The following is a 25,908-nucleotide window of genomic DNA, read 5'->3' as shown; positions in this document are numbered from 1 at the left end:
TATTCTTTGTTTTTCAGGAAATTCCTGCTAGTTATTGTCGATATATAAAACTTTTTTTGCTTCCTGCCACAAAGATTCCATCTCTTGTAGATCAGTTTGGTCAAAATTTTTGCCCTTTAAACGCAGTTGCCGCTCTATATACCCGAATCTCTCAAAAAATTTGCGATTGGCGCCAGACATAGCTTCCTCTGGCTCAATTTTAAGAAAACGGGCCAGATTAACAACCGAAAACAGCAAATCTCCAAGCTCTTCCTGCTGCTCTTTTTTCGAAAATTGAGCTATCGCTTCTTTCACTTCTGCCAGCTCTGATTCGACAACCTCCAACACTTCATCCAATCGGCTCCAGTCAAAACCCACAGCAGCAGCCTTCTTCTGAAGCTTATAAGCCTTCATCAAGCCCGGCAGCTCACGGGGAACACCGCTCAGCAAAGGAAGCTCGTCAGGATCAATCCCTTTTTGACGTTTCTCTTCTTGTTTAATCTGCTGCCAGTTTTGAAGAGCTTCATCCGCATCCCCGGCCAAAGCCTCTCCAAAAACATGAGGGTGGCGGCGAATCAGCTTCTTATTTAAAGCTTCAATGACGTCCAGTACTGTAAATCCGCCTTCTTCAGCTTCAATCTGGGAGTGCAGCATTATTTGCAGCAATAGATCCCCCAATTCCTCAGCCATATGATCAGGATCTTCTTCATCGAATGTTTCCAAAACCTCGTAGGCTTCCTCTATTAAATTTTTGCGCAAGGATTGATGCGTCTGCTCCCGATCCCAAGGACAGCCCTCCGGGCTGCGAAGAATTGCCACAATTTCATGCAGACGGGCAAAGGTCCGGTTGCGAAGCTTATCCTCATCCGTTCGCGGAATCCAGACAAGCGACAGATTGCCGTAATCCTGTAGATGATCCAGCTCGAACAGCGGTATGCGATGTATTTTTTCTTCATCTGCTACACCCAAAGCATGTCCGACCACGACTTCCATATCGTCCGGGTACAGCTCCATTAAGGTCAGCTTCACATCTGATGCTGTAAAAGTGTCATACACTTGACCGATCACTGTATGCAGCTGCGGGTTCAAGCTGTGAACGGATAGTACCGTTCCATTAAGCAATTGGAACCCGTCAATCGGATCAAAGCCAAGGCGCAGAAACGCTTGGTCCAGAAAGCTTTCTCCACCTAGAAGCGCAAGCGTTACACCCTCCTGCGGACAACGGTCGCGCAGCAGCTGTACCGTCATCTCAGCCACCATCGGATGGCCGGGAACCGCATAAATAATATCTGCCGGCGCGGACTTGGCCAAAGCTAGCAGTTCACCGGCAATTGCCTCATATACATCCTCGAAGGTGTCATGACTTTCATATAACGCATCAAACGATTCATAAGCGATATTGTTGTTTGTCAGCATGCCGATCATCGGATGCTGATCCGTTCGCAGATACAGCTTGTCCGCTGCCTGCAGCTTCTTCCAGACGCCTAGCGTCAGCTGATCTTCATTGCCGGAGCCTAAACCGACAACTGTGATTTGAGGTTGCATGAATATTCGCCTCCTTCGTTCAAGTGGGTCGAGAATGGGGTAAAGATAAGAGCGGCAAATATAAGTCACGATAAGTAGGAGTTCAAGCCATTCTTATCGCAGCAGCTTCGTTCTGCGCAGCAGCGCGAGAGGTTTGCCTCTCAGCTGCGGAATCTGCTCCAGCTCGGCGGAGGACACGACGCCGAGACGAAGCAGTGCGAGCGCGTATACAAGCGCTCCAACGGCTACGCCTGCGAGCGAGACCACGGTGGCCATGCCCCGAGGGGGCAGGCCCACGTGGAGCGCTCCCAGCAGCGCAGGCAAGCCCTGCGTCACGGCGAGCAGGCCCACCGTCATCAAGCCGAGGCTGAGCATCGGTTTGATGACGGTCTGGCCGAACGCCGGCGTGACGCCGGTCGCGCGCAGCGCATGGGCGAGCGCGAGGCCGCCTGCGAGCGCGTAGGCGGCCACCGCCGCGGTCGCGGCGCCATCGATGCCCCAGCGGGGCACGAGGGCGGCGTTCGCCGCGATTTTGGCCGCCGCCGCGGCGAGCAGGTAAAGCGCCGGCGCAGCCACGGCGCCGAAGCCCTGAAGCACGCTGCTTGCGACGATGTTGAGTATGCTAAACAGCGCAGTAAAGCTAAGAATAACCATCGCTAACGATCCTTCACCGCTTCTGAAGAACATCACATTAATCGGTTCAGCCAACACGGCCAAACCAACCGAAGCGGCCAACCCGATCAGCCAGGTTAGACGAAGCGATTGCTCCGTCCGGCTGCGAAGCAGCGCAGAATCCCCCTTAGCCTTCGCCTGAGCTATAGCAGGCACTAGCGCTGCGGACATGGAGGAGGCAAGCATTGCGACCAATTGAACCAAGGGGAGTCCATGATTGTAAAGACCAAACTGATATAACGCCCCCATTTCATCCAATCCGTGATGCTTCAGCAGCCTGGGCACGCTAAACGAATCTACAAGGGTCAGTATCGGCAGAGCAATGGTCCCGAGACAAATGGGCAGGGCGTAAAGTAAAAGACGGCGTATTAGGCTGCTATTGCTTTCCCTTGCATAGCAAACTTCTCCAGACTTCGCTGGAGCAAAAGCCGCGGTCTTCAGAAGAGAACTATCTTTTCCTTTCCTCCGCCCCTTCAAGTAATAATGAAGCATCACCAGCAATCCGGCAACAGCTCCCATTACCGAGCCAAATGTTGCCCCAGCAGCAATCCAATCGGCCCCATAGCCATAATGAACGAAAAGCAACAATAGTCCAAACATAGTCGCTACACGAATGGTTTGTTCGACCACTTGAGAGACTGCGGTAGGTATCATATTCTGATAGCCTTGAAAATACCCGCGCAGCGCAGACATCACAGGCACTAACAGCAGTGCGAAGGAGACGCTGCGAATAGCTCTACTTGTTTGACTCGCCCCCATCAATCCTGCCAGCCAATCAGCGCCGCAAAACAAAAACAAAAAAAACAAGAAACCCGTAGCAGCCAGTACCGCTGACGATACCTTGAGTACGCGATGAGCCTCCTCATGGCGTCCAGCGGATACATGCTCCGACACAAACTTGGAAACTACAATGGGAAAACCTGCCGTTGCCAAAAACAAGATTAATATATACAGTGGATAAACCGCATTATAAATACCGAACACTTCATCCCCTGCCACGTTTTGCAGCGGAATTTTCTGTATCGTTCCAATTAACTTCGATATAACAGCAGCTACACCTAGAACAGCTGCTCCTTTCAGCAGAGTCGCACCTGCTTGCTGCCCTTCTTTGCCTTGAGCCTCTGAATCTTCTTTCATCCCGCTTCCCCTTCGTGCAAGCAGAGCTTGTCCATCTTCCTGCTTTTTCCTTCTTACAATCCATTTATTATATACTATCTGGACACAACAAAAAAAGGGATCCCTAGACCCCCTTTTCAGGTTCCTCTATCTCTCCCTTTAATTTGTTTTACTATTTCACTGCTCCATTTGTTTGGCCAAAAACCCTGCGGCCGTTTCAGCCATTTTAACTTCCATTTGCCCCATCTTAACATTTTCATCCTTGCTGAAGAGAACCACTGATCCAATTGGATCGCCACCTGCAATAATGGGGGCAATGACATAAGAGGTATACGTATCACTTACATCCTTGATAACCTCATATTGGCCTGTACTGCTTTCCATTGAAGTTTTACGGTTTTCCATACACGCTTCCACCAAAGAGCCGATTGATTTCTCCAGATAGTCTTTCTTGGACGCTCCAGCAACGGCAATGATGTTGTCACGGTCTGTGATCATAGTGATATGATTCGTGCTCTCATACAATGATTCCGCATATTCCTTCGCAAAATCACCTAATTCACCGATTGGAGAGTATTTCTTCAAGATGACTTCTCCATCGCGATCCACGAAAATTTCCAGCGGATCCCCTTCCCTTATCCGTAATGTGCGACGAATTTCCTTGGGGATAACCACTCTTCCTAAATCGTCAATACGACGAACGATTCCAGTTGCTTTCATGTTTCTTGATGCCTCGCTTTCCTTGAAGAGTTAGTTACGACTGGATAGCTAAAGTTTTATTCAATGTAGAGGGAATTTCATATTGTAACCATAGTATTCTTCGATTCCCATCGGCTTATACATGTGTTGCATGTAAGACGTCATTTGAGCTAATTTAACCCATGTTGTTGATCTCTTTGATCAGCCCCTTTGAGTTTATGTACCCGTGACGCTGACGTCGTTGCCTTCATTATGTCCATATTTGAGAAATAAAAACAGAGTACCCTCTCGGGTACTCTGGTAATATATTACTTAGCCGGTGTTTCCGCCTTCGGTGCCTCAGGAGTTGGTGTTCCTGCTGGCGCGGTCGGGGCTGGAGCTGGGGCTGGCTTAGGCAAATTATTAGTTTCAATTAAAGTAGGCAGTTCTTTCTCTACAAATTCGTACACTTGCGTTTCCGCCGCTTCCGAGCGCAAGCTTGGTTTTACCTCATCGAATGTTTTAGTTTTACGGGATTCTACCTTCATAATATGGTAACCGTAAGAGGTTTCAACAGGATCGCTAACTTGGTTTAGAGGCAGTTCAATTGCAGCTTTCTTAAATTCAGGAACCCACTGAGAAATTTCAGCATTCTCATATTTACCGCCTTTATCCTTGGAGCCCGGATCTTCGGAGTACTCCTTGGCCAGTGCAGCAAAATCACCGCCATTCTTCAGCTTGTCCTGAACTTCGATTGCGCGTTTTTTCGCATCTTCCTTCGAACGGCTTTCCTTTTGGGTGGCCGGATCCATTATTCCAATTAAAATATGGCTGACCGTTGCAATGTCATACGCATTTTTATCCTGCGCAAGATGCTTATCATACGCATCCTTCACCTGTTGATCCGTAACCTTGCTCTCCATAGCTGCAATTCCTTGCATACTGCGGAGAATAAAATCATTGATATCCTTTTCTGTCAGGCTGGCATCCTTAAGCTGCTTCTCTAAACCGCCCTCCTGCATGCCAAGAAACATTTTGATCTGATCCATTTGTTCTTTCGCCTTAGTTTCCGCTTCCTTTTTCGCCTTATCGTCCGCACGAGCTGAAAGCACACGGAATGTAACAAACTGCTTCATCATATCCTGCTGAAATGCAGGGTCCTCTTTGTATTGTGCATATTCTTTATAGAAAAAAGTATTGATATTCAGGAACGTATTGAATTCGCCACGCGTTACTTTCCCGCCATCCTTGTAGGTTACCAGCACCTCACTAGGGTTCGCTTCAGGTTTTGCCGGTGTTGTAGCACCTGGAGCCGGTTCTTCAACCTTTTTCCCACAGCCTGTAGCAACCACCGAAATCAAGGTTACCGCGGCTAAAACAGCAATAAGCCCCTTTTTTGTTTTCATCCATTTACTTGACAGCATTTTGCAATTCTCCCTTCGATTTCAAAGCACGCTTGTATTGATTCAGGAATTTTTCGAGCAGTTCGATGGATTGCTCCGGCTGCAATCCCTTGCCCTTAAGATGGATATGAATTTGCGGACCGGCAATCAATTTCACACGGCCTTCAAACTCACTTGCTATGCTAAACAACAACTGCCCATCCAAATTGCCGGTTTGATCCGCATGAATCTTAATCTCATAATCCAGCCCTTTTTGCGAAATGGATTCGATGGCATACATGGAGCCATATGCCTTCAATCTCGCAACGGCAAGCAGATTGTGCACAGCTTCCGGCAAATCACCAAAACGATCTACAAGCTCATCATGCAGTTCAGCAGCCTCTTCCAACGATTTAACGGCTACAACCTTTTTGTAAATCTCTATTTTTTGCACGCTATCGTAAATATAATCACCGGGAATATAGGCATCCAATTGGATGTCCAAATGAGTTACCCAAGATTTAATTACTTCCGGCTCTTCGCCTGTAATCTCATGCTTCCGTTTGGCAATTTCCTCAGCAAGCATTTGGGAATACAAGTCAAAGCCTACCGATGCAATAAAACCATGCTGCTCGGCTCCAAGTAAATTCCCCGCACCGCGGATGGACAAATCCCTCATGGCAATTTTAAACCCTGACCCTAATTCTGTAAACTCTTTTATAGCTTGAAGCCTCTTCTCAGCAACCTCGGTCAGCACTTTATCCCGCTGGTAAGTAAAGTAGGCGTAAGCAATCCGATTAGAGCGCCCTACACGGCCTCTAAGCTGGTACAGCTGGGATAAACCCATCTTATCGGAGTCATGAACAATTAATGTATTAACATTCGGGATATCAACACCGGTTTCTATGATGCTCGTGCTGACCAGTACATCATATTCTCCATCTAAAAAGTCGAGAATCGTTTTCTCCAGCTCTTGCTCGGACATTTGGCCATGGGCAACCGTTACCCTCGCATCAGGGACAAGCATCGAAATTTGCTCAGCCATCTGGTTAATGCCCTGGACACGGTTGAACAAATAATACACCTGTCCTTCACGAGCCAATTCACGTTCAATAGCTTCACGAGCTAATGCATTGCTCTGCTCCACCACGTAGGTCTGTACCGGGAACCGGTTCTCTGGCGGCGTTTCGATGACTGACAAATCACGGACTCCAAGCATCGACATATGCAGCGTCCGAGGGATCGGCGTAGCTGTTAGCGTGAGCACATCTACATTCATTTTCAGCCGCTTCAGCTTTTCTTTGTGCGACACACCGAAGCGCTGCTCCTCATCGACGATAAGCAGTCCAAGGTCTTTAAATTTTACATCCGCTGACAGCAATCTGTGTGTACCAATGACGACATCCACAGTTCCCGCCTTGACACCCTTCATAGTCTCAGTCTGCTCCTTTTTGGAACGGAAACGGCTCAGCACTTGAATATTAAAAGGGTATCCGGAAAAACGCTCGCGGAATGTTTCATAATGCTGCTGCGCCAGAATCGTTGTCGGCACCAATACGGCCACTTGCTTGCCATCGATGGCTGACTTGAACGCAGCGCGGATGGCGACCTCCGTCTTCCCATAACCAACGTCGCCGCAAAGCAGCCGATCCATGGGACGCGGTTTTTCCATATCCTCTTTGATTTCACTAATGGCACGCAGTTGATCCACCGTTTCCTCATAAGGAAACATACCTTCAAACTCCTGCTGGTATGTGGTATCCTTGCTGAATCCGTATCCCGTTGTTGCCTGGCGCTCTGCGTATAATTTAATCAGGTCGTCCGCAATGTCTTCAACAGAAGCCCGCGCCTTGCTTTTGACACGATTCCAATCAGCACCGCCAAGCTTATAAATCTTCGGCTCCTTCTCTTCGGAACCTACATATTTTTGGATATGGTCAATCTGGTCAATCGGGACAGACAGCTTATCTCCCCCGGCATACACAATATGCAAATAATCTTTATGAATTCCATTGATTTCGAGTGTGCCAATGCCAACAAACTTGCCGATACCATGGTTAACATGAACCACATAATCGCCAACCTTGAGCTCCTGATAGCTTTTGATGCGCTCGGCGTTTTCTATTTTTTTATCAACTTTACGCGCTTTACGCTGCTTCTGAGTGAACATTTCCCCTTCGGTAATGACCACTAAATGAATATTCGGAAGCTCGAAGCCTGCCTGCAAGTTTCCCCTTAGAATTGTCGGCTCGTCGATATTATAATCAGCAAGCACACGGCGAACCCGATCCACGCGCTCTTCCCCATTGGCCAGAATCAGCACCTTGGCGCCAGATTTTTTCCAACGTTCCATCTCGGACTTCAGCACATTCATTTGACCGTGGAAATTCTGCATAGCCCGGCACATGAAGTTCACAATATTTTGCGGTTGCGTTTGTGGAACTTGCCGCAAAAATAAAGACATATACAGTGTCGGATAAGGCTTCCGCTGTAGCAAGGTTTCATAGGACTTCGACAGCACAAACGCCGGAATGCTCTTTCCATCCTGAAGCGACATGGTCGTCCATTCCGCTTCATCCCGCTCCAGCTGCTTGGCTGTTTCCAACAATCTTGCCGGCTCATCGATCAGCAAAATAGTTTCCTTAGGCATATAATCAAGCAGAGTTTGCCGTTCCGGGTACAGTAAAGAGATGTATTTGAAAATCCCCGGGAAATATTGTCCCTCCCGCATCATTTCAATCTCATGCCCCACACCTTCAAGAAGACGGTCCTTGGCTCCCCGATCAGCCATCTTCTCAAGTTGAGCCTGCAGCAGATCATAAGCGTGCTGGGCCGCAACTTGTAAACGTTTTCCATCCGTAATAATCTCACGGCATGGCGTGATCACTAAAGCATTTAACTTGTCGATAGAACGCTGGTCCGTAACATCAAAGGTACGAATGGAATCAATATCTTCATCGAACAGCTCGACCCGGTAGGGATGGATTGAATATAGCGGAAAAAAGTCAATAATACCGCCCCGCACACTCATCTCACCCTTTGCTTCGACACGTTCCACGCGCTCGTAGCCCAGTCCAACCATGCGGGCAATAAAATCATCCAATTGAAGCGTCTCGCCCACCTTGATTGGAATCCTCGCTTCGGCAATCAGCCCTTTGAGCGGAAGAACGCGTCGCATCCCTGCATAGGGAACAACGACAATGCCGTGAAATCCGGCTGCCAGTCGGGTCAACGCATCAATACGCTGCGCCAGCATCTCCGGACTTGCAACAGCCGTTTCCGCAGCCATAAGCTCCTGTGCCGGGAACAACAAGACTTTGTCGGCAGGCAAACACTCGATCAAATCTTCAAATATTTTTTGCGCCGAGAACATGTTATGTGTCACGATAAATAACGGCTGCTGTAACTCCTCATAAAGAGCCGCCAGCATGACCTGTCGTGAGGAACCCGACAAACCAGACAGCAGCTGCTCTCTCATCCCGGAGCGTACGCCCGATACAATACTCTGCAAATCAGGATCTGCGGAGAATGCTTGAATTAAAGCCTGCAAAAACGTACACCCCTCTCACCCATTAACAAAAGCAACCCAAGGATAATTAGTCGCATCGTCTTTTAAGGACGAGCCATCCTGGGCTAGATTATACATATCCCATCCGTGTACCTGAAAAAGCGCCTAGACATTAATTCAGCCTAGGCGGTATCCGTCAACATTTGTAAATCCGTGTTAAAATCAAACCTTACTGTAGCGGACTGGTAAGAAGCGACAGCTCCGGGTTACTATCCAAGGCTTCCTTGCAATAGTCGCACACCACTTTAACAGTGACATCCCCATTTGGGTTATACGATATTATATCTCTCCGTTCCTCAGGGGTCAAGAAATGGAAGCCTAACAGCTCCTCACTGATATATTGTTGCTCCAACTCGCCTATCAGTGTCTGGCAATGACGGCAAAAATACTTTACTCCCACAAGCACTCTCCTCCTTTTCCTTCATTATGACCAAAAAAGGAGGAATTTAGCCCGAATTTCCAAATCCGTCATCCCGCAGCAGACCATGACTGGCTTCGAAGCAAAAGCAATGAATTAAACATTAAACTTTGCCATTGTCTTTTCAAAAGGATTATCAAGGGTGTATTCCAATGCTTCACAAGTCGTATCCAGGATTTGCGGCATGGACTTGAATTCCTCCTTGGAAAAGGAAGACAATACATAATCTGCTATATTATATCCGGGAGCAGGCCGATTAATGCCCATCCGGATGCGATAGAAGGACTGTGTCCCCAAATGCTGAATAGTGGACTTAATTCCGTTATGTCCTCCGGCACTGCCCTGATAGCGTAACCTTATTTGTCCATAGGACGTATCCAGATCATCATACACGAGGACTAAATCTTCTATCGAGGCTTTGTAAAAGTCCATAAAAGCGCGGATGGATTCTCCGGATAAATTCATATAAGTCATCGGCTTAATCAAATAAACCTTAGTCCCATTTACATTTCCCTCGCCTATAAGCGCTTTGCATTTGCTCTGGGTAATTTTGATACCATGCTTGTCAGCAAACCGATCCACTGCCATAAATCCAATGTTATGCCTTGTCGATTGATAAGGCGTTCCAGGATTCCCTAAGCCTACAAACCATTTCACGTTGCACCTTCTCCCCTTCCTTGAATCGATCATACCAAACTTTTCTCCATACATGAAGCCTGATAAAGGACACAACAAAAGAGCGCATCGCATATCGACACGCCCTCAGACAAGGCTCACTTCAACAGATTCGACAGATGCATGCTGCTTTACTCTTGATCAGCCGCTCCTGCAGGCACCGCTTCCGCCTTCTGATCCTTTTCATCTTCCGCATCATCAGCAATAACTTCTTTCTGAGGCATCAGCACCGTAGCCAAAACATCATTCATATCCGTTTTGATTTCAATAGTAGCTGGAAGCTGCAGCTCTGAAACCAGAACGTTGGTTCCAATCTCCAGAGCGCTGATATCCACCTGAATGGAAGCAGGAATATCCCTTGGCAAGCATCGAATTTCTATTTCGTGATGCTGAATTTGCAGAATGCCGCCCGCTTGTACACCGGCTGACTCACCTGTAAAATCCAATCGGACAGTCGTTGTTACGGGCTCGTCCATATTGATTTGATGGAAATCAACGTGCAGAACACTTCTGGAAAGAGCATCACGCTGCACCTCGCTGATCATAACGGGTTGTTTCCCTATCTGCGGCACATCCATCTCGATAATGGCATGCGGATTAGAGCGAAGAAGCACCAGAAGCTCCTTTTCTGATATAGCGATAGGAGTACTGCTAACCTTTGAACCATATAGAACTGCCGGAATTTTCCCCTTCGCGCGAAGCCCTTTACGTTCTGATTTTGTGCCTCTGTTTCGTTCTTCCGCTTTCATTGTAACTGTCATAAGGGTAATACCTCCTTCAATTTAGCAAATCGGGATTAGGCATTTACAAATTTCCTAATTTTAATTTACCCAATTGAAGGAGAATCAAACCTCTTATTTCTAAGCGAGCCTATAAAGCGTCCGCTTAGTTCTTTCGCGGCCGCTGTTTCTTCTCGGAAAACTTATTGCGTAATTTCTCCGCATAACCCGGTTTGTTAACCTGCCGCTCACGAGCGATAGCCACATCATTATCATCCACATTATGCGTAATCGTTGAGCCGGCCACTACATAAGCGCCCTTGCCTATTTTGATGGGAGCAATCAAATTCACATTACTGCCGATAAATGCATCTTCTTCCACTTCGGTCAGCTGCTTATTGAAGCCGTCATAATTAACCGTGATCGCGCCGCATCCGAAATTCACATTTTTACCTATCCTGGCATCACCGATATAGCTAAGATGCGAAACCTTAACGTCATCAGCCAAAATGGCATTTTTGATTTCAACAAAATCACCGATTTTCACATTTTCCCCAAGCTTGGCACCTGGACGCAAATAAGCGAAAGGTCCAACCGCACTTTGGCTCCCCACTTCAGCATCCAACAGCACCGATTGCTTGATGTGTACTCCATCTCCAATCGTGCTGTCCGTAATTTCTGTATTCGGGCCGATTAAGCAGTCTTCCCCAATAACCGTATGGCCTTTTAAAATAGTTCCAGGCAGCACAACCGTATCCGATCCAATTTGCACATCAGCATCGATATAGGTGTTTGCGGGATCAATTAAAGTAACCCCGTTCAACATGTGATTACGGTTTATACGCGAACGCATGATTCGCTCCGCCTCGGACAGCGCTACACGATCATTAACGCCGAACGTATCCATCGCATCTGGAGTGCAATAAGCCTCGACAATCTCATTTTGACCAACTAATATACCTAACACATCAGTTAAATAATATTCATTCTGTGAATTGTTGTTCGTCACTTTGTTCAAGGCGTCAAACAGCTTGCGGTTAGAGAAGCAATACATGCCGGAGTTGATCTCTTTGATTTCTCGTTCCTCGGCATTGCAATCCTTCTGCTCTACGATACGGGATACACGGCCATCCTCGCTCCGGATAATACGCCCTAAACCGAATGGATCATCCATGATTGCCGTCATGACTGTCGCGGCTGCACCCTTTTCACAGTGAATACGGATCATTTCCTGCAGTGATTCACTAGTTATCAATGGAGTGTCGCCATACAATACAACCGTTAACCCATCTTCATTTCCTAACAGCGGCTCCGCTTGAAGAACTGCATGTCCGGTGCCCAGCTGCTGATCCTGCATAGCATATTCAACTCGGTCTCCCAGATACGATTTAACCGACTCAGCCCCATGTCCGACCACTACTATGGTTCTTTGTGTCTCTATTTTCTCTAATGCCTGAATCACATGCCCAACCATTGGCTTCCCGCCAACTTTATGCAAAACCTTGTACAGTTTCGACTTCATACGCTTGCCTTGTCCCGCTGCCAGAACGATCCCCATTATATTCAATCCGGTCACTCCCTCTATCAAAAATACTCACTAGTGTCATGTCGCAAAAAGAAGCGAGCCAAAAACACGCGCGCCCCATTATTTCAAACTTCATTATCAAAATGATCCCTAAAAACAGCCACTACTATTTTATGCGCAACATACTACGCCCTGCATTCAAATATATATGAATTTATGCAAAAAGAAAAGAGAGCCGCTTACGGCTCTCCCAAACTCGTCGATTATGCCCCTTCAACGATTACTTCTTCCTCAGTCGCTGCACGGTCGTATTCTGCCAAAACAGCAGCTTGAATCTTTTCGCGGGTAGAGGAAGAAATCGGATGAGCGATATCCCTGAACTCTCCATCGGGCGTTCGTTTGCTTGGCATCGCCACGAACATACCGTTGTTACCGTCAATCACACGAATGTCATGAACCACAAATTCGTTGTCGATGGTTATGGAAGCAATGGCTTTCATTCTTCCTTCGGAGTTAACCCGACGGAGTCTCACGTCTGTAATCTGCACTAGTGTTCACCACCTTTTCCCATCTAGAAGACTTGGTCTATAAAATTCCACATTTTAGGGCAAATTCCTTCTTATTTTATATAAATTTATTTAATTTAATAAATATTTGATTAATTTTAAATTATTCGACAATAACTGTTGCGATCAGCTCTATTTCGACAAAAACATCCTTTGGCAGCCGCGCTACTTCGACAGTTGAACGAGCCGGTTTATGGTCTCCAAAGTACTCTGCATAGATTTGGTTGACCTGCGCGAACTGATTCATATCTTTAATAAATACTGTCGCTTTAATTACATGGGCAAAAGATGAGCCTCCCGCTTCCAAAACCGCTTTCAAATTTCGAAATACTTGATGTGTCTGTTCTTCGATCCCACCTTCTACAACTTGTCCATCAAGTCCAAGCGGGATTTGTCCGGATGTAAAAAGAAGCTCTCCAAATTGTACAGCTTGCGAATAAGGTCCAATAGCTGCTGGAGCTTGATTAGTTGCAATTATATTCAATCCCATAATAGGTCACTCTCCATCGTAGAAATAATTACCGGGCACAACCGTAATTTGCTTGGTTTTCGGATCAACTCCAGACAGCTTGGCCAGTGAAATATACTCTTCCACCAGATGCTCCTCTACTTCTCCGGACTCCACAAATACGCCGACCCCTTTTACTGTCGCTCTAAACTCTTTCAACAAGTCCATCATCCCGTGCACCGTACCGCCAACCCGCATAAAATCGTCTATAATCAGCACTCGCGATTCTTCCTTCAAAGCTCTCCGCGACAAAGACATCGTCTGAATACGCTTGTTGGAGCCGGATACATAGTTGATGCTCACTGCTGAGCCTTCCGTTACTTTGTTATCGCGTCTGACAATTACAACAGGCAGATTTAAGAAAGAAGCCGTTGCATAAGCAATCGGAATTCCCTTGGTTTCCACTGTCATAACTACATCAATGTCCTTCGAAGAAAAAGCGGTTGCAAACATCTTGCCCACTTCATTCAAAATGAACGGCTGGCCCATAATATCCGACATGTACATATAACCACCCGGCAAAATGCGTTCCGGCTGCTCCAGCTGTTTGCATATACCTTGAATAAACTGCAGGGATGCTGCTTTGGACACTTTAGGGATAAACTTCACCCCTCCGGCCGCACCCGCTAAAGTTTGTAAATCACCAAGCCCCTCTTCCTCAAACACTTCCTTTATAATCGCTAAATCTTCGCTTATAGATGATTTAGCCGAATTGTACCGATCCGCAAATGTAGTTAAAGGAATAAGTGTATGGGGGCGAAAAAGCAAGTATTGCGTCATTTCGACCAATCTTGCACTTCGTTTTAACTTTTTCATTGGTGGCACCCCTCATCGTAAAATGGCATAAAATCCGAATAATATAACATGAATATACCATTTTTATACGTATTTTTTCAAGATGTCCATGAAAATTATTCTGACATGTATGTGACATCGAAGAATTTAACATCATCAGGTCAAAAGACGAACGGCGAATACATCCTTGCAAAATCCCCGCAGTCCATTATAAATTCTGGCTACCTTCGCTTCCTTGGACACCAAACCGAATACGGTAGGCCCGCTGCCCGACATAAGCACACCATCAGCACCGAGCCGCAGCATACATTCCTTGAGTCGTCTAACCTCCGGGTATAAATCCAACGTAACTTCCTCCAGCACGTTTCCCAGTCGATCACACAATAAATCAAATCGCTTCAGCCGAATAGCCTCCAATACCAGCTCCGCTGACGGATGATGCTGGATGGCGTTAGCTCTCAGCTTACCGTAAACATCTGCCGTCGAGACGTTTATTGGAGGCTTGGCCAATACAACCCAGCATTGCGGCGGCGCCTCGATCGGCTCCAGCTTTTCGCCACGCCCACGCGCAATTGCGGTTCCGCCAGTAACGCAGAAAGGCACGTCAGAGCCGAGTTCGGCTCCTAATCGCTGGAGCTCTGCCATCGGAATGCCAAGCCCCCACAGCCGATTCAGACCGCGCAGAGTGGCAGCCGCATCACTGCTTCCTCCCGCGAGGCCTGCAGCGACCGGTATTTTTTTATCCAAATGTATGTAAACACCTTGCTTCACATCGTAACGATCTTTGATCAATCTGGCTGCCTGGAACGCCAAATTTTTCTCATCCAACGGTATGTATCCGGCTTGACTTGAAATCATAATCGTATCTCTGGGCAGCTCCTGCATTTCAATACGGTCGGCGAGGTCTACCATGGTCATAATCATTTCTACCTCGTGATACCCGTCTTCCCGTTTACGCAGTACATCCAGCATGAGATTAATTTTGGCCGGCGCTTTCTCAAAAACTTTCATAGGACACCTTCTTTGCAGCTCTATTGCTTCACAGCAGTCATTCCACTTACGGAAAAATGCTGGAAAAGTTCTAACACTAATACTATACCAAAAAAGCAACAAAAAAAAGCTAAAGCCGCGCTCTGCGCACTCTAGCCTCCGTTGAACGGTTTTGAACTACTTAATCAATACCTTGGCGGTTGCTGCGGTTGCTGTTTGGATGCTTGCTCGGCAATTTGAATCGCTCTTTTTACCATGTTGCCCGCATCCTTCGTACGTATACCTCCCCAGCCTTCACGCTGCACAGTTTCATAAAAACCCAAGTCCTTCGCAAGCTCGTATTTGAACCCTTCCGACATTACTCCACGGTTCCTGCGTGACATGCGTGTTTCCTCCTTTGCGGTAAGATAGGAGTAGTATGTCCTGAGGCTTAGCGTTACATGCAGGCAATAATAGGGGCATATACAAAAAACAGCACACCCCGCAGGCATGCTGTTTATGTATATTATTGCTGTATAGTGATCCGTACTTGTCCGTCATCGTTACAAACGGTAACTTCCACGGACTCCGTAAGTATGTCTGCGTAACTGTATGAGACTCGCTTAAACGCGTTTTGTTCCTGATCCAGCTTCACGATAAAAACGGAAGGGTAGGTCTCCTCCAATACACCGGATCGTTCGATCGTTTTACGGCGACCACCATTTGCTCTTAGCATGATTTTCTGTCCGACATGAGGTTCCAAACTGCGTTTGATCTCCAACAGCGCGTTTTTAGCCATTGACCACTCCACCTCTTTCCTTACAAAGTATACAGCAATAGTGGTAGTATGTCAAATTAGAACAAATATTATATCAGTCACACAAACCTGTTGTCAACGGCATATTTCCTATGTGGAGTAAGGTTTTGGCTATAAAAAGACCTCGTTCGTTCACAAAATCGTCTTATTTTCAAAATAAAAAGCACCCTAAGGTGCTTGGACAGGAATATTTTTTTGGACTCTGGGCACTCCACGACGGTAGCTTCCCCGGGATTCAATCCCTCCCATGCCTTCCAATCCACTGTGCGTAAGCCTGATAACATCGACCATATTAACCGTATCCTTAATAGATGTGAAGGACACCTTGGCTGCTACACACAGTGGATCAAACGCATGAATCAAGACCCTTGCCGGTGAACTGGCATAGTTGGCCCCCGCTTGCAGCAATGCTTCAAAATGAGATTGACATGCACCCGCAATGACTGTGAGCGTATCTTTATTCTTCTCATATTGTCTGGCCACCCTGACTGCTTTAACAAAGTTGTGTGAGTTCTTATAGCTGCTGAGCTGGCCGATATCTCCGTTTCGTCTACCTTTAAGTATGGCATCATGACCTGTTATGACTACTATATCCGGCCTGATTTGAGGCAGCATTCGATATAAAACATCGGCCATATCCACCTCAGCCACATAAAAGCCCTCTACAGGCACTCTAAGCTCCCCGTACAGACTCATGCATTTTCGCAAATAAGCAGGGTCTCCGTCCAAATGAAGCACCTTTCCAGGCATTTCAAAGTAGCTTTGAGCAGCATTCTCTGCTGATGGCATACTTATGCTATCGTGCAAGGGCGCAGTGGCAGATTGCACCTGTGTCCTGCGCATCGAGTCCATCCATGCCGGTTTAACAGATCCTGCATATTGATAGGGGTCAAATTGTGACGCTGTGGTTAAATCTTGAATAGGAGCATCGGCTAACAAACGATAGTCTACCCCTCGCAGCACTGCTTGCTGCTGCAGGATGTCCTGAATTCTAAAAAGGATGTCACCACCATAAGATCTACGAGTGACCAGGTCTCCCTGTTTCATGGGCAAATCGCCTCCCTCGTCTATCCTATGGCCTTTATAGGCATTTGGTGAATAGCGATACCCCATTTACATTTAGATGACCTGTATGGATGATTTTGTCGATCTAATACTATTTATTCTCAAGCTTTTCCCAGAGCCGCTGATAACGCGCGGCTGAGTCGCGCATATTCTTGCATAGAAAGCGTTTCTCCCCTACGGGAAGGCTCAATCCCTGCCCCCTGTAATATGGCCTCCAACTGCCCTTTCGACTCTTTACTGAAATAACGGGCTGCCAAGTTGTTATATATCGTTTTTCTGCGCTGTACGAAGGACGCTTGAACCACATCAAAGAAAAAAGCTTCATCCTCTACTTCAACGGCAGGCTGCTGGCGCACCTTTAATTTAATAACAGCAGAATCCACATTGGGCTGAGGAATAAAGACTGTACGTGGAACTATAGTTACAATCTCCGGTTCGCAATAATACTGTACGGCAATGCTTAGGCTGCCATACTCTTTGCCGCCCGGCTTTGCAGACATCCGATCAGCTACTTCCTTCTGAATCATGACAACAATATTCTCAAGAGGAAGTTTCTCTTCCAACAGCTTCATAATAATCGGCGTCGTTATATAATAAGGCAAATTTGCAACAACACTGACTTGTTCGAACCCTTGAAACTGCTCATCAAATAAAGGACTTAAATCCACCTTCAGTACATCATCATGAATGACACTAGCGTGTGAATAAGCACTTAAGGTCTCCTGAAGAAGCGGCAAGAGCCGTTGGTCGATCTCGATAGCCACTACTTTACCTGCGATTTTGGACAGCTGCTGGGTTAATGCGCCGATCCCTGGACCGATCTCCAGCACTCCTTTAGATACATCCAGCCCGGCAGCGGAAACAATTTTATGTAAAATGTTCGGATCTACCAGGAAATTTTGGCCCAGACTTTTTTTCAATACAAGACCATGTCTTTTCAAAAGTTCATTGGTTCTCTTTGGGGAAGCTATATCTTCTTGTACGGTTGGTTTGACTGTATCCATGGTTAACTCTACTTACCCCTCTTCTTTATCCAGCTGCCGCCAAGCAGCCGCAAATTCTTCACGTGTGATTTGGAACATTCTGCATCGTTTATAAAATTGCTTGCCGTTACAATAGCCAATCCCCAACACTTTCCCTACAGCCATACGTCGCGAAGCAGCTTGGGGATGAACTATTAATCCTGCCGCAACCAAATCGTCTAAAGTAATATCGGACTCTGCTGACTCATAATCCGTACGCAAGTTAGAGAGTGCTTCACGGATCGTCTCCACAGATGCATTCTCTACCCCAATATCCCCTTTGCTTGTCGCATTTTCCTGCGTTATAAAGGCATGCTTGCAGCCAGGCACTTGGGCAGTAATAATCTTACGAATCCGCTCTCCGGCATGATCCGGGTCAGTCAGCACAATTACACCGCGCCGCTGCTGGGCAAGCTTGATTCGTTTAATAATATCCTTGTTAATCGCCGATCCGCCGGTCTCAATCGTTTCCGCCTCAACCGCTCGTTTTATAGCGGTTGTATCATCTTTTCCTTCAACCACAATAATTTCCTTGATCACTGGATTATTCTCCTCCCAAACCCTCCCCGCCGGGAGGGCCCCAAGGGCTCCGCCCTCTGGACACCCGTTAAGGGCTTGGGGGAGGAGGTTCGGTGGCGCTCCCTTGGAGCCTTATGTACTTACATCGCTACCGTCCCTACGGGACACGCTTCTCCTCTGATCCCCTGCCCTTTATGAATGGGACACTCTGATCTAGCCTGTTACCGCACACTATGCAAGCGTGGAGTGGCTTGCTTCGCGAAGCCAAAGCAGCCACGACTAACGCGCTCCTACCACCTCCAACCCATCGAAGAACTGTCGAAGCTCCTTCCCCAATAAAGCGGGTGTCCAGAGGGCGGTAGCCCTTGGAGCCCTCCCGGCGGGGAGGGTTTGGGTGGGGGACTCCGGAGGATTTTGGTGGGGGCAAGAGTGCACTAACTGAAAGCGTGTCCCCTAGGGACGAAAGCGATCCTCCACCTATAATAGCATACGAAACGCCAATCTGCCTCCCACCCCAAGCCGTTAGCGGGTGTCCAGAGGGCGGCCAGCCCTTGGAGCCCTCCCGGCGGGGAGGGTTTGGGTGGGGAAATCCGGAGGGTTTGGGTGGGGGACTCCGGGGGAAATCCAAAAGAACAGAAAAAAGAAGAGGATGCCCCCTTCTTCTTTCAAAACCTTATATATGATGAGTCTGCCCTAATTGCAGGCCTTTAGTCCGCTGTAGGTTTCTTGGGTCCAATTACGTAAATGGTATACCCGCGTTTAGTGCCGAAACGGTTCGCATAATCGTTGTTGTCAAAATAGACATCAACTTTGTTACCCTTAACTGCACTGCCGGTATCTTCGGCTCTGCGGAATCCAAGTCCGTCAATATAAACCCACCAACCGAGCGGAATTACTTTAGGATCCACTGCAATCGTTCGACCTTCCGTTACTCTCGTGCCTGAGGACGTTAGTCCATACTGCGGGTGTTCGGCGCTTTTGCCAGTTGATGATGCTCCAGCCGAATAGGCCGTTAGCGTCACATTGTTAATAACCTGCTTCACTCCGAAAGAAACGCCGCTCTTCATCACATCTTGCAAATTCGGCGAGGATGCTGATAATACTACTACCGGATTTTTCGTTCCTATTGCAACAATTTTATTGATACTTTCAGACTTTACTTTTTCATCAACCACTTGTTCGGATACAAGCTTACCATCTTCAAACAGCTTTTCTTTCGTTTTTAGGAGCAGCCCTTCTTGTCCTTCTTGAACTATTTGCTCTTTCCCCTTAACAAGCTGAGGATCATTCTTTTTCTCCACATCAAAAGCAATCGGTTCCGTTACCTCTTCCGTCTCTTTCTTGACACGGACGATCTGGATTGCCCTATTCTCCGCCAAATTGGCATCAATAGCTGGACTAACCTTGTCTAGCTCGCCAACCGGCACTTTTAATTCGCTTAAAGCAGTCCCCACGGTCTTGGCCACCGTATACAGGGTCTTGGTTTCTCCATCCGCTGTTAACTGCACCGGTTGTGCATGTTCTATCGCAATCCGGTCCCCGCTCTTCAGCTTGGCTCCAAGCTCTGCAGAGAGACGATCGTGCTCTCCAACAGAAATTCCTTGCTCATCCAGTAAACTCTGTAGAACCCATTGTTTAGTATAAACAACCGATTCCTGTCCGTTCACAACTACAGATACCTTCTTGGTAGCCGTACCGTGTAACATCATCATAAACATGAAAGTCATAGCGATTGAAATAAGTCCAATGATCCAAATCAAACGCAAGTTTTCATGCTTCCATCGCATTGCGAAGGACATGCTGGATGATCGTCTTACATGGGGTTGCTCATGGTGAATAGCTCCCACTTGTTCGGTCCTCCTTCAAAGCCCCGCCGTCGTGTGTTACGCATGATTCATCTGACGCGACTATGGTTTAATTTTGCAATCTTTTCGTTAATCAACTAGGGGCTGCAATCTTACTTTCCATATCGTTCTTCCTGCGTGCGGCTAGCACCTCCTTGGTTACCTGAGCAGCTATGTACCCGGTCTGTGAATTGAATATCGTAACGAAGAACACAAAAAAGTCGCGGAAAGAGGACTCTTCCCGTGACTTTGAGTTATTTCAGCAATATGAAATAAAGCGCACGACAATCGTTACCTCTCTCTTAACGCTTACGAGGTTAGCTGACGGATTCGGACTTGAGAGTCGCCCTACTTGGGTCGGTTCACTGTAACATGACCTAACCATGATTCACCCCTGAAAATGTGACCTTTGTCTCATTGAAAAAATGGGACAGTCACTTTGCGGTTCCCCCGTTTCCCTGATGGAAACTCAGCGAAAATGAAAACTTGGTAAACGTATTAAGTTAATATTGAGTTTACGCTGTCTGATACAAAGTTGTAAAGTATACAAACTGGTCAAAAAACCTTGATTTTTGACCATATTAGGTATTTTCATCCGTTTTCAGGAATAAAACCATTGTTTTTCTATTGAAATCGTACAATATACCATATATTTCTTTGATTATCGTGTTTTCGACGAAAATAGACTCGTCCAAACCCTTATAACCAAATTAAAGTAACCCGAATAATGTAACCGCATTTTGGGTAGTTACCCGAGCTAATTCTTCCAAAGTCAGCCCTTTAAGCTCAGCAGCCGTTTCTGCGACTAATTTCACATATGCCGTCTCGTTCCTCTTGCCGCGAAATGGGTGCGGGGTTAAATAGGGGGCATCTGTTTCAATCAAAAGACGCTCCAACGGCACCTTTTCCAACACTTCTTTTGGCTGCTTTGCATTCTTGAATGTAACAGGCCCTCCGAAGGAAATGTGAAAATTCATATCCATACAGAGCTTCGCCGTTTCCCAGCTGCCTGAGAAGCAGTGCATGACCCCTCCAACATCTGAAGCCTTTTCTTCGCGAAGAACCTGAAGAATGTCATGGTGCGCATCGCGGTTGTGAATCACGATCGGCATACCCAGCTTACGCGCCAACCGGATTTGCTCCCGAAATACACGATCCTGCACATCTTTAGGCGAGGTGTCCCAATAATAATCAAGGCCAATCTCACCTATGGCTACCACTTTCGGATGGGCACATAATTGTTCGATCCAATCTAAATCATCCGCCGTCATATCCTTCGCATCCTGGGGATGCCAACCAACGGTTGAATAAATAAAATCATATTGCTCCGCTAAGGCAATTGAGCTAGGGATGGTTTCCCGATTAAATCCGACATTAATGATTCGACTGATTCCGCTCTCGAGCGCGCGCTGAATAACGTCATGTCGATCTTCATCGAACTGGGGAGCATTAAGATGAGTATGCGTGTCTGTTAACATTGAAGTAGCTATTCTCCTTTATTTGTTTTATGTAGGTAAAACTTTCGCTTAATCTATGCCCAACAGCCTGCGAATATCCGGTGCAAAAGTCTGCCGCTGGCTATGAAGAAGCAGCTCTTCCGGGAAATACAAATGATATTTCCCCATATGAATACCGCTGATTGATCTTACAATGTCGGATTTAAGCGATATCTCAGTTAATCTATCCTTGTTATCCAATAACAAAATGGGCAGTTTTTCGTCATGATCGCCAGGGCGGTACACATCATAGGAAAGATCGGACGGAAAATCAATGGCCAGATAAAAAATAGGGTCCATTCCAAGTCCTTCCATCGTTTCCCTCAGCCGTTCGATCTGTTCAGCTTCAATCCGCTCCAGCGACACATATTTAAAAAGATTACGATTCAGAAACCGTGAGCACAGGTCTGACAAAATCTCATCCTTTTCATACGCCCACTGCATCAGCACCGTTTGCATTAACGCCTCATCCAGCATGTGATATTCCTGAACGGTAAGCGATTGACGGAATAAGCTCAGCAATGGCGGCAGCATGAAGGCGAAGCTATATCCTTCTTCGAATAACTGCTTTGCTCTTTGAAACACCTTATGTAATACAATCTCAGCGCTGCGAGTTACCGGATGGAAATATATTTGCCAATACATCTGATAACGTGACATTAAGTAGTCTTCTACAGCATGCATACCGCTTTCTTTCATTACAATATGTCCTTGAAAGGGCCGCATTACACGCAATATCCGCTCCAAATCAAACGTACCGTAATTCACACCAGTGAAGTAGGCATCGCGCAATAAGTAATCCATACGATCCGCATCCAATTGACTCGAAACTAGACTGACCACAATTTCTTTATGATACGTTTTGGCGATGACACCCGCTACTTGCTGAGGAAAAGTGGGTGAAACCTCTCTTAACACCCGATTGATTTCCGTGTTGCCAAGAACAATGCGGCAGGACCAGTCCTCATGATGGGTTCCAAAGGTTTTTTCAATGGAATGAGAGAACGGACCATGACCTACATCATGAAGCAGCGCGGCGCATAAGCACAACAGCCGTTCTTCACTAGGCCAATCCTCGTATTTGTTGCGTTCAAATTGCGAGATGATTTTACGGGTTACTTCATATACGCCCAGAGAATGAGAAAATCGGCTATGCTCCGCGCCATGAAACGTTAAAAAGCATGTCCCCAACTGACGTATCCGGCGAAGCCTCTGAAATTCCTTTGTATTAATAAGATCCCAAATGGTACGGTCCTGCACATAGATATACTTATGAACCGGATCTTTAAATACTTTTTCTTCTTTTAAGGGACTGGACATAAGGGGTCACCTCCTGGAGTTAAAGTATATTTTTCGACATAATAGGTTTTACTGGTCACTCGTTATGTCGAATAATGTCATATTCATCTTCCAATTACAAGCTGTAAAATGCTTACATTTTTTAGGTTAATAGCAAATAGCTGCAAAAACACCTTCTAATAGGTTTGTTCACAAATTTGCTTTATTCTCAAGGTTTATCTAAAAAAATAATAAATTTTTGGTTAAATCGGTTGTTTTTTACCAAATATTGAGAGGCAAAATGCCAATATGAAGGTTGACTATTATGGGAATGGTTGGTATCATGAATAATAAGAATTATGTCGAAACATGACGATTTATTTTCCGAGAGGGGTACTTATATTATGATGAAATCTACTGGTATCGTTAGAAAAGTCGACGAATTGGGTCGCGTTGTTATACCTATCGAGCTTCGCCGTACTTTGGGCATAGGCGAGAAGGATGCATTGGAAATCTATGTGGACGGCGAACGCATTATGTTGAAGAAGTACGAGCCTGCTTGTATCTTTTGTGGCAATGCCGAAAACGTTTCTTATTTTAAGGGAAAAATTGTTTGTCACGAATGTTTATCAGAAATGCCAATACCTGTGACAAAATAAGAAAAATAGGTTATAATAAGGATAGCACTTCTTACTTAGGTAATTCTAACCTTTTTCATATCTCCTCTATGTCCCTGATTTGCAGGCTTTCTGCAAATTAGGGATTTTTTTTGGCGCGGTGGTGAGAGTTTGAAAATCACCCGTCTTGGGAGAAGGGATGTGCCTCCGGCCGCTGTTGAACCTGTGTTCCCTAATTAGTCTAGGAGGCTGGAACACAGGTTCAAAGGCGGCGCGTAAACTCTCCGGCACAAACCCTTATTCACTTATCCCACTTTTTCAAACTCCACTATATTTAGTAGAGAGACGAGCACTTGGGCAAATCCACATGAAGGCCTTGCTTCTATTTATTACCCAAAATCCTAAATGACTTACTTATGCAAAAAATTATAAAGCTCGCGCTTAGGCATCTGCCGATCGGCGGCAGCGCGTTTGATCGCTTCTTTGCGGTCGAGCCCCTGTGTCACATAATGCTCCACATGCTCCTCCAACCCGAATGCCTCCCACCATGCTACAGATGCGGCATTCTCGGACGCAGTCATGCCCTCAACTACAATGCAATACTCACCTTGGGGAGGCTGTTCCAGAAGTAAGTCATAGCACTCTTGAATGGTACCTCTGGCCACCTCCTCATACTTCTTGGTGAGCTCGCGAATCAGGCACATTTGCCGTTCCGGATTCCACACCTCAAGCATGGCCTCCAAGGTCTTCATAATCCGATGGGGGGATTCATAGCAAATTAGTGTTTCCTTCGCAGAATGAAGCAGCTGAAGCTCCTGGAGCAGAGGTTTCCTGTCTCGCGGCAGGAAGCCGAGGAAAGTAAAGCGATCCGTAGAAAGCCCCGATATGATTAACGCCGATAGTGCCGCATTGGCACCAGGTATCGGGATGACATCGATCCCCGCCTCCACAGCTTGCCTCACCAAATCAGCCCCAGGATCGCATATAGCAGGGAGTCCCGCATCGCTCACCAATGCTATCGATTCACCCGACTGCATGATACGAATCAATTCAGGGCCGCTAGCCTGCTTGTTATGCTCATGGTAGCTGATTAACCGGGTCGATATTTCAAAATGCGTCAGCAGCTTGCGTGTCTGCCTCGTATCCTCAGCCGCAATCCACTGCACTTCCTTCAAAATCCTGATAGCCCTGAAGGTGATATCCTCCAAATTGCCGATTGGGGTACCTACTAAATAAAGCTTGCCTGCTCCTGCATCCTGATGATAGCTCTTTTGAATTTTCACATGCGTTCCCTCATTATAGTACGGGCGGTTGGATGAGTTCAGTTCGCTGGCCATAATAAATATCCAACAGCTCATCGCAATATTCCGTTTTATTTTTGTAAACAATCAATGGAGGCAGCGTTCTAAGCTCCGGCTTCCCATCCCTAACTGCTTCTATAAGCACCATATTTGCTTCTTCGCCAGCTCGCGGATGCACATAGCGGATTCGCTTAGGCTCCAACCTATACTCGCGCATTGTACAGAAAATCTCCACTAATCGGCTGGGCCGATGTACCATGGCTACACGTCCGCCATTTCTGACCAACCGACTGCTCGTCCTGACTACATCCTCCAACGTACAGTGGACTTCATGCCTCGCGGCAGCAAAATGCTCATTCATGTTCTGCTCACCGTTCGGGACCGGCAAATAGGGCGGATTAACTGTAACTACATCAAACTCCCTGTAACCCAGCGTCTTATCGACATTGCGTAAGTCACCGTGTACGATTCGAATTTGCTGCTCCAGCTTATTGATCCTTACATTGCGCTCTGCCATATCAGCAAGTCTGTCCTGAATTTCTACGCCGATAATGGAAGCTTTGGTTCTGGTTGTAAGCAGCAGCGGAATAACGCCATTACCTGTACACAAATCCACAATACGCCCTTTAGATGATAAAGGAACATAACTGAAGCGCCCCAACAGCACCGCGTCCAAAGAAAAGCTAAATACTTCATCACTCTGAATGATTTTTAAATTTTCGGTTAGCAGATCATCAAGCCTCTCACTGCTATTTAATTGAACATTATCCATAATATTATTTTCCTCTTTCTTCAAAAAAACCGCAGAGAAGTGTATACTTCCCTACGGTGGTTCTTATTACATGAAAGTTTTCA

The 25,908-nt window shown here is 46.5% G+C and carries 24 protein-coding genes and 1 riboswitch; of the genes, 1 reads left to right on the top strand and 23 read right to left on the bottom strand.

All coding sequences use genetic code 11. The features are described from left to right. Positions 1-27: 27 nt before the first annotated feature. From yabN to ACFQ0C_RS09455, 21 genes are all read right to left on the bottom strand, one after another. A complete protein-coding gene (yabN, locus tag ACFQ0C_RS09555; RefSeq protein ID WP_379366191.1) occupies positions 28-1,524 on the bottom strand; it encodes a bifunctional methyltransferase/pyrophosphohydrolase YabN in 1,497 nt (498 codons plus the stop codon). 93 nt (positions 1,525-1,617) lie between these two features. Further along, entirely contained in the window at positions 1,618-3,312 is a 1,695-nt protein-coding gene (locus ACFQ0C_RS09550) for a putative polysaccharide biosynthesis protein (protein WP_379366189.1), read from the bottom strand. A gap of 156 nt (positions 3,313-3,468) precedes the next feature. Continuing rightward, complete coding sequence (gene spoVT / locus ACFQ0C_RS09545; RefSeq protein ID WP_379366187.1) at positions 3,469-4,011, bottom strand: stage V sporulation protein T; 543 nt, start codon at positions 4,009-4,011, stop codon at positions 3,469-3,471. A gap of 287 nt (positions 4,012-4,298) precedes the next feature. Next, on the bottom strand, positions 4,299-5,393 hold the full coding sequence (locus ACFQ0C_RS09540) for a peptidylprolyl isomerase (RefSeq protein ID WP_379366185.1): 1,095 nt from the start codon (positions 5,391-5,393) through the stop codon (positions 4,299-4,301). Then, entirely contained in the window at positions 5,380-8,901 is a 3,522-nt protein-coding gene (gene mfd / locus ACFQ0C_RS09535; protein ID WP_379366183.1) for a transcription-repair coupling factor, read from the bottom strand. Before mfd ends, ACFQ0C_RS09540 begins: the two co-directional genes overlap by 14 nt. Positions 8,902-9,088: 187 nt before the next feature. Continuing rightward, positions 9,089-9,319 carry an anti-sigma-F factor Fin gene (gene fin / locus ACFQ0C_RS09530; protein WP_171656580.1) on the bottom strand — a complete coding sequence of 77 codons (231 nt, stop codon included), beginning with the start codon at positions 9,317-9,319 and terminating at the stop codon, positions 9,089-9,091. A gap of 114 nt (positions 9,320-9,433) precedes the next feature. Next, positions 9,434-9,994, bottom strand: a complete 561-nt coding sequence (gene pth / locus ACFQ0C_RS09525) for an aminoacyl-tRNA hydrolase (RefSeq protein WP_379366180.1) — start codon at positions 9,992-9,994, stop codon at positions 9,434-9,436. A gap of 149 nt (positions 9,995-10,143) precedes the next feature. Beyond that, the gene (locus ACFQ0C_RS09520; RefSeq protein ID WP_258217639.1) at positions 10,144-10,773 is read right to left on the bottom strand and encodes a 50S ribosomal protein L25; all 630 of its coding nucleotides are present in this window, start codon (positions 10,771-10,773) and stop codon (positions 10,144-10,146) included. Positions 10,774-10,897: 124 nt separating this feature from the next. Continuing rightward, positions 10,898-12,298 carry a bifunctional UDP-N-acetylglucosamine diphosphorylase/glucosamine-1-phosphate N-acetyltransferase GlmU gene (gene glmU / locus ACFQ0C_RS09515; protein WP_379366177.1) on the bottom strand — a complete coding sequence of 467 codons (1,401 nt, stop codon included), beginning with the start codon at positions 12,296-12,298 and terminating at the stop codon, positions 10,898-10,900. Between the two features lie 221 nt (positions 12,299-12,519). Then, positions 12,520-12,804: a septation regulator SpoVG gene (gene spoVG / locus ACFQ0C_RS09510; RefSeq protein WP_089201676.1), complete on the bottom strand. Its 285-nt coding sequence runs from the start codon at positions 12,802-12,804 to the stop codon at positions 12,520-12,522. Positions 12,805-12,925: 121 nt separating this feature from the next. Next, positions 12,926-13,312: a RidA family protein gene (locus tag ACFQ0C_RS09505; RefSeq protein WP_258217637.1), complete on the bottom strand. Its 387-nt coding sequence runs from the start codon at positions 13,310-13,312 to the stop codon at positions 12,926-12,928. A gap of 6 nt (positions 13,313-13,318) precedes the next feature. Then, positions 13,319-14,146 carry a pur operon repressor gene (purR, locus tag ACFQ0C_RS09500; RefSeq protein WP_258217636.1) on the bottom strand — a complete coding sequence of 276 codons (828 nt, stop codon included), beginning with the start codon at positions 14,144-14,146 and terminating at the stop codon, positions 13,319-13,321. A 135-nt stretch (positions 14,147-14,281) separates the two neighbouring features. Continuing rightward, positions 14,282-15,136, bottom strand: a complete 855-nt coding sequence (gene ispE, locus ACFQ0C_RS09495; RefSeq protein ID WP_258217635.1) for a 4-(cytidine 5'-diphospho)-2-C-methyl-D-erythritol kinase — start codon at positions 15,134-15,136, stop codon at positions 14,282-14,284. A 164-nt stretch (positions 15,137-15,300) separates the two neighbouring features. Further along, positions 15,301-15,498, bottom strand: a complete 198-nt coding sequence (locus ACFQ0C_RS09490; RefSeq protein WP_171656586.1) for a small, acid-soluble spore protein, alpha/beta type — start codon at positions 15,496-15,498, stop codon at positions 15,301-15,303. Positions 15,499-15,620: 122 nt separating this feature from the next. Beyond that, positions 15,621-15,893 carry a biofilm formation stimulator Veg gene (gene veg / locus ACFQ0C_RS09485; protein WP_133236016.1) on the bottom strand — a complete coding sequence of 91 codons (273 nt, stop codon included), beginning with the start codon at positions 15,891-15,893 and terminating at the stop codon, positions 15,621-15,623. A gap of 186 nt (positions 15,894-16,079) precedes the next feature. Further along, positions 16,080-16,958, bottom strand: coding sequence for a sporulation peptidase YabG (yabG, locus tag ACFQ0C_RS09480; protein WP_379366172.1), 879 nt, complete (start codon positions 16,956-16,958; stop codon positions 16,080-16,082). Between the two features lie 119 nt (positions 16,959-17,077). Further along, positions 17,078-17,980 carry a 16S rRNA (adenine(1518)-N(6)/adenine(1519)-N(6))-dimethyltransferase RsmA gene (gene rsmA / locus ACFQ0C_RS09475; RefSeq protein ID WP_379366170.1) on the bottom strand — a complete coding sequence of 301 codons (903 nt, stop codon included), beginning with the start codon at positions 17,978-17,980 and terminating at the stop codon, positions 17,078-17,080. Between the two features lie 12 nt (positions 17,981-17,992). Continuing rightward, the gene (gene rnmV / locus ACFQ0C_RS09470) at positions 17,993-18,538 is read right to left on the bottom strand and encodes a ribonuclease M5 (protein ID WP_258217632.1); all 546 of its coding nucleotides are present in this window, start codon (positions 18,536-18,538) and stop codon (positions 17,993-17,995) included. A gap of 686 nt (positions 18,539-19,224) precedes the next feature. Beyond that, positions 19,225-20,364, bottom strand: coding sequence for a resuscitation-promoting factor (locus tag ACFQ0C_RS09465; protein ID WP_379366167.1), 1,140 nt, complete (start codon positions 20,362-20,364; stop codon positions 19,225-19,227). 287 nt (positions 20,365-20,651) lie between these two features. Further along, positions 20,652-20,846: riboswitch (cyclic di-AMP (ydaO/yuaA leader) on the bottom strand. Between the two features lie 225 nt (positions 20,847-21,071). Then, positions 21,072-21,839, bottom strand: a complete 768-nt coding sequence (locus ACFQ0C_RS09460; protein ID WP_379366165.1) for a TatD family hydrolase — start codon at positions 21,837-21,839, stop codon at positions 21,072-21,074. Between the two features lie 48 nt (positions 21,840-21,887). Further along, entirely contained in the window at positions 21,888-23,177 is a 1,290-nt protein-coding gene (locus ACFQ0C_RS09455; RefSeq protein WP_258217630.1) for an HD domain-containing protein, read from the bottom strand. Between the two features lie 362 nt (positions 23,178-23,539). Here ACFQ0C_RS09455 and ACFQ0C_RS09450 point away from each other — a divergent pair, with 362 nt between their 5' ends. After that, positions 23,540-23,794, top strand: coding sequence for an AbrB/MazE/SpoVT family DNA-binding domain-containing protein (locus ACFQ0C_RS09450; protein ID WP_010501678.1), 255 nt, complete (start codon positions 23,540-23,542; stop codon positions 23,792-23,794). A 368-nt stretch (positions 23,795-24,162) separates the two neighbouring features. Here ACFQ0C_RS09450 and rsmI read toward each other — a convergent pair whose 3' ends face one another. After that, positions 24,163-25,035, bottom strand: coding sequence for a 16S rRNA (cytidine(1402)-2'-O)-methyltransferase (rsmI, locus tag ACFQ0C_RS09445; protein ID WP_379366162.1), 873 nt, complete (start codon positions 25,033-25,035; stop codon positions 24,163-24,165). Between the two features lie 13 nt (positions 25,036-25,048). Then, positions 25,049-25,825, bottom strand: a complete 777-nt coding sequence (locus tag ACFQ0C_RS09440; protein ID WP_379366160.1) for a tRNA1(Val) (adenine(37)-N6)-methyltransferase — start codon at positions 25,823-25,825, stop codon at positions 25,049-25,051. Positions 25,826-25,908 lie beyond the last annotated feature (83 nt).

It is taken from the genome of Paenibacillus sp. GCM10027630, assembly GCF_042676305.1.
GTDB lineage: Bacteria > Bacillota > Bacilli > Paenibacillales > NBRC-103111 > Paenibacillus_S.
Note: the sequence above shows the minus strand (reverse complement) of the source record. Positions and strands in the feature narration are given on the sequence as shown.